The 5000-nt window shown below is 55.0% G+C and carries 3 protein-coding genes, 1 tRNA gene and 2 rRNA genes; all 6 read right to left on the bottom strand.

Going from position 1 to position 5000, the window contains the following annotated elements:
• Positions 1 to 94 precede the first annotated feature (94 nt).
• On the bottom strand, positions 95 to 406 hold the full coding sequence (locus tag EN808_RS00840; RefSeq protein WP_127279141.1) for a type II toxin-antitoxin system RelE/ParE family toxin: 312 nt from the start codon (positions 404 to 406) through the stop codon (positions 95 to 97).
• A gap of 3 nt (positions 407 to 409) precedes the next feature.
• The gene (locus tag EN808_RS00835; RefSeq protein ID WP_127872300.1) at positions 410 to 676 is read right to left on the bottom strand and encodes a type II toxin-antitoxin system ParD family antitoxin; all 267 of its coding nucleotides are present in this window, start codon (positions 674 to 676) and stop codon (positions 410 to 412) included.
• A 57-nt stretch (positions 677 to 733) separates the two neighbouring features.
• Complete coding sequence (locus tag EN808_RS36745) at positions 734 to 1330, bottom strand: hypothetical protein (protein ID WP_135914938.1); 597 nt, start codon at positions 1328 to 1330, stop codon at positions 734 to 736.
• A 21-nt stretch (positions 1331 to 1351) separates the two neighbouring features.
• Positions 1352 to 1428, bottom strand: a tRNA-Met gene (locus tag EN808_RS00825).
• A 178-nt stretch (positions 1429 to 1606) separates the two neighbouring features.
• Positions 1607 to 1721, bottom strand: a 5S ribosomal RNA gene (rrf, locus tag EN808_RS00820).
• A gap of 203 nt (positions 1722 to 1924) precedes the next feature.
• Positions 1925 to 4734: ribosomal RNA gene (locus EN808_RS00815) — 23S ribosomal RNA — on the bottom strand.
• Positions 4735 to 5000: the final 266 nt, after the last annotated feature.

Below are 5000 nucleotides of genomic sequence, written 5' to 3'. Positions count from 1 at the left end.
CCTGGGTTACTCGCTTCGGTCCTCATGGTGAGCACGCTTCGCTTTGAAAAACGGCCGCCCGCCGACACGGCCACGGACCTCGCCCGAGCGGCTTTCAGTGCCGATCCTCCAACAATTCCGGTGTGATGTTTCGGCCGGCGTAGAAGATGCCCAGGATCAGCACCTGCTCACCCTCGACCGCAAAAGCAATGCTGACCGCCCGCCGGTAGCCAACGATCCGCAGCCCAGGCATGATCTCGACCCGCTCCGTACCTCGCTGTGGAAAAGTCGATAAGCCGAGACAATGGTCCTTGATGCCCACGACGAAATTCCAGGCGATCGCCGGCGACGCCCGTTCGGCTATGTCGTCGTAGAGCTGTTCGAGTTCGGCTTGCGCGGCAGGATGAAAGACAATCCGATACTCCATTGCCTACTTGGCTTTCGCCTGCTTCGCGCGATGGCGCGCCTCCAGCCTGGAAAAGACCGCGTCAGCTGGTGTCGCTTTCGCCGGATCCTGCTTGAGTTCGGCCAGGCGCGACGGGATTTCCTCGCGCAGCCACCTCTCCCGCTCCGCCTCGAAATCCTCGAGCATGCGCAGGCCGGCACGCACGACCTCGCTGGCATTGTTGTAACGCCCCGATTCGAGCTGCTTCTTGATGAAGCTCTCATAGTGGTCATTCAAAGCGTAATTTGGCATTGGCAACCTCTTGGAGCGAGTGCGGGATCGCGGTGCCTATATAGCAATAGATGTCACCTATTGGCAAACTGGACCGATTCGGCCGGTGCTCATTTCCGCGATTCGTCCGGAGAGAATCAATTTGTCGCCTGATTCGGCATTGACTGAAATACCGCCTCGGCCACGACGGCACCGGCCAGCAGACGCGCAACTCGATACCCCGCATCCATCACGGTGCCAGATGCGCGCGGGATAGGTACGGAAGCCGGCTGAGTACAAATTCGTTTTATATCTGGACCTCCGAGACTGCACCTTCCGGTTTGTGTATCTGTCTGCGATTTCGTTATGCGGCGAGGATACGAATGCGAACAGCCCGCCGGCGGGAGCCTGGCGGGCTGTTTTTGTCTTGTTGAGGCAGGTCTTTTTTAGCCAGGGTTTGTGTTTGTTGTCCTGGTGGTTGGCTGCCGTCTTTGCGTGCTGATGATGGCTAAGATCGATGGCGGCTGGTTCGAACGCAAAACGGCCCTCCGGGTTTGATTCTGGCGGGCGTTTTAATTTGGTTGCGGGGAGAGGATTTGGTTTTTTGTCCTGCTGCGTCGGCAAGGCCTGCTTGCGGGCCGCTGATGACAGGTTCGAATCGCCGGCGACCACGGCAAAATACAAAAGAGCCCGCACGATGGCGGGCTCATTTGTATTTGGTTGCGGGGACAGGATTTGAACCTGTGACCTTCAGGTTATGAGCCTGACGAGCTACCGGGCTGCTCCACCCCGCGCCACCGATTTGCAAGCGAGAGCTTGCGAGAGGTTTGTCCGCCAAATGAAAGGGCCGCTTACGCGGCCCGTGTTTCCCGTTGGCGGGCCATGTTCAGAGAAGATTTCATCGCCTCGACCCAAAAACCGGCTTCGATTTTTGGAAAGTAGGATGTGACACATAAAACGTGCGTTTAGCAGACCTGGCAGCGACCTACTCTCCCGCGTCTTGAGACGAAGTACCATCAGCGCTGGAGCGTTTCACGGCCGAGTTCGGAATGGGATCGGGTGCAGCCGCTCCGCCATAACCACCAGGTCGGCAAAACGCACGTTATTCGAGAAGCTGTTTTTTGTGCCTTTGGAGTTCTTTTAGCCTGGCGCCTTTCGAAGCGAAGCTTCGCAAGGTCGACCGACCGTCGGCGCTTGTGCGCCGCACCCACGTAGCGCCGCCCGCAGGGCGGAACAAGCGTGAGTGAGAACAAACCATCTGACGAAGTCAGATGGACATAAGGAATGAGAACGATCAAGCCGATCGAACTATTAGTACCGGTAAGCTTCAAGCGTTGCCGCTCTTCCACACCCGGCCTATCAACGTGGTCGTCTTCCACGGTTCTCAGGGAATACTCGTTTTAAGGTGGGTTTCCCGCTTAGATGCCTTCAGCGGTTATCCCGTCCGGATATAGCTACCCTGCTATGCGGCTGGCGCCACAACAGGTCCACCAGAGATCCGTCCATCCCGGTCCTCTCGTACTAGGGACAGATCCTTTCAATATTCCTACACCCACGGCAGATAGGGACCGAACTGTCTCACGACGTTCTGAACCCAACTCACGTACCGCTTTAAATGGCGAACAGCCATACCCTTGGGACCTGCTCCAGCCCCAGGATGCGATGAGTCGACATCGAGGTGCCAAACAACCCCGTCGATATGGACTCTTGGGGGTCATCAGCCTGTTATCCCCGGCGTACCTTTTATCCGTTGAGCGATGGCCCTTCCACGCGGGACCACCGGATCACTATGACCGACTTTCGTCTCTGCTCGACTTGTCAGTCTCGCAGTCAGGCAGGCTTATGCCATTGCACTCAGCGAACGATTTCCGACCGTTCTGAGCCCACCATCGCGCGCCTCCGTTACTCTTTAGGAGGCGACCGCCCCAGTCAAACTACCCACCATACATTGTCCCGGACCCGGATAACGGGCCGCGGTTAGACATCCATAGTAATAAGGGTGGTATTTCAAGGGTGGCTCCACCTGAGCTGGCGCCCAGGTTTCAAAGCCTACCACCTATCCTACACATGCCACTACGAATGCCAATGTAAAGCTATAGTAAAGGTGCACGGGGTCTTTCCGTCTAACCGCAGGAACCCCGCATCTTCACGGGGAATTCAATTTCACTGAGTCTATGCTGGAGACAGCGGGGAAGTCGTTACGCCATTCGTGCAGGTCGGAACTTACCCGACAAGGAATTTCGCTACCTTAGGACCGTTATAGTTACGGCCGCCGTTTACTGGGGCTTCGATTCAGAGCTTGCACCCCTCCTCTTAACCTTCCAGCACCGGGCAGGCGTCAGACCCTATACGTCGTCTTGCGACTTCGCAGAGCCCTGTGTTTTTGATAAACAGTCGCTACCCCCTGGTCTGTGCCACCCTCCTCCACTTGCGTGGAAAAGGGTCACGCTTCTTCCGAAGTTACGCGTGCAATTTGCCGAGTTCCTTCAGCATAGTTCTCTCAAGCGCCTTGGTATACTCTACCAGACCACCAGTGTCGGTTTCGGGTACGGTTTATAAGGAGGAGCTATTTCCTGGAACCACGCAGCAGCCCGTTCAATCCGATAAGATTGGACTACCTCAATGATCCGTCACTACCTCCAAGCCCACGAATATTAACGTGGTTCCCATCGACTACGCGTTTCCGCCTCGTCTTAGGGGCCGGCTAACCCTGCTCAGATTAGCTTTAAGCAGGAACCCTTGGTCTTTCGGCGGGGGAGTCTCTCACTCCCCTTACGTTACTCATGTCAGCATTCGCACTTCTGATACCTCCACCACCCCTCACGGGTATGGCTTCATCAGCTTACAGAACGCTCCGCTACCGCTCGTATTGCTACGAACCCTAAGCTTCGGTGTATGGCTTTAGCCCCGTTACATTTTCGGCGCAAAGACCCTTATTTAGACCAGTGAGCTGTTACGCTTTCTTTAAATGATGGCTGCTTCTAAGCCAACATCCTGGTTGTTTTGGGATCCTCACATCCTTTCCCACTTAGCCATAACTTGGGGACCTTAGCTGTAGGTCAGGGTTGTTTCCCTTTTCACGACGGACGTTAGCACCCGCCGTGTGTCTGCCGACTAGTACTCCCAGGTATTCGGAGTTTGGTTAGGTTTGGTAATCCGGTGAGGACCCCTAGCCCATCCAGTGCTCTACCCCCTGGGGTATTCGGTCGACGCTCTACCTAAATAGATTTCGCGGAGAACCAGCTATTTCCGAGTTTGATTGGCCTTTCACCCCTAGCCACAAGTCATCCCGAACTATTGCAACAGTTATGGGTTCGGTCCTCCAGTAAGTGTTACCTTACCTTCAACCTGCTCATGGCTAGATCACTCGGTTTCGGGTCTAATGCGACGAACTGAACGCCCTGTTCAGACTCGCTTTCGCTGCGCCTACACCTAGCGGTTTAAGCTTGCTCGTCACACTAAGTCGCTGACCCATTATACAAAAGGTACGTGGTCACCCTTGCGGGCTCCCACTGTTTGTAGGCAATCGGTTTCAGGTACTCTTTCACTCCCCTTGTCGGGGTGCTTTTCACCTTTCCCTCACGGTACTAGTTCGCTATCGGTCATGCACGAGTACTTAGGCTTGGAGGGTGGTCCCCCCAATTTCAGACAGGATTTCACGTGTCCCGCCTTACTCGAGGACGATTGATTGCATTACGCGTACGGGGCTGTCACCCACTATGGCCCTACTTTCCAGAAGGTTCCGCTTGTCTCTCAATCGCCACTGGCCTGGTCCGGGTTCGCTCGCCACTACTTCCGGAGTCTCGGTTGATGTCCTTTCCTACGGGTACTTAGATGTTTCAGTTCCCCGCGTTCGCCACTTTATCCCTATGTATTCAGGATAAGTTACCTATATCTGATACTTGGAAACCACAGCAGCAAGTCGGCCTTGCGACCTTCTGGCTGCTCTGATTTTCCAAGTACCTTAGGTGGGTTTCCCCATTCGGAAATCTACGGATCAAAGGGTATTCGCACCTCCCCGTAGCTTATCGCAGCGTATCACGTCCTTCATCGCCTGTGCATGCCAAGGCATCCACCAATTGCCCTTAAGACACTTGATCGTTCTCATTGCCAATGCCCACCCGCGCAATCCGAAGGATTGTCGCTTCAGCCACCCTTGAGGGGTTAGCGTCCGCGCAATTCCGAAGGAATTGTCGCCTGAACCGGATCCTGTGCGGGATCCAATTCGATGTCATTGGCACAAAAAGACCAGCTTCTCGAGATCGGTTCGAGGGTGCGGTTAGGCAAACCCATCATATGCAAGGGATTGAGCGTCCCTTGCGACAAATCACGATCCTTTCAGATCATGAAGTTCGAACAAATCTTC

Source organism: Mesorhizobium sp. M8A.F.Ca.ET.165.01.1.1 (assembly GCF_004792065.1).
Taxonomy (GTDB): Bacteria; Pseudomonadota; Alphaproteobacteria; order Rhizobiales; family Rhizobiaceae; genus Mesorhizobium.
Note: the sequence above shows the minus strand (reverse complement) of the source record. Positions and strands in the feature narration are given on the sequence as shown.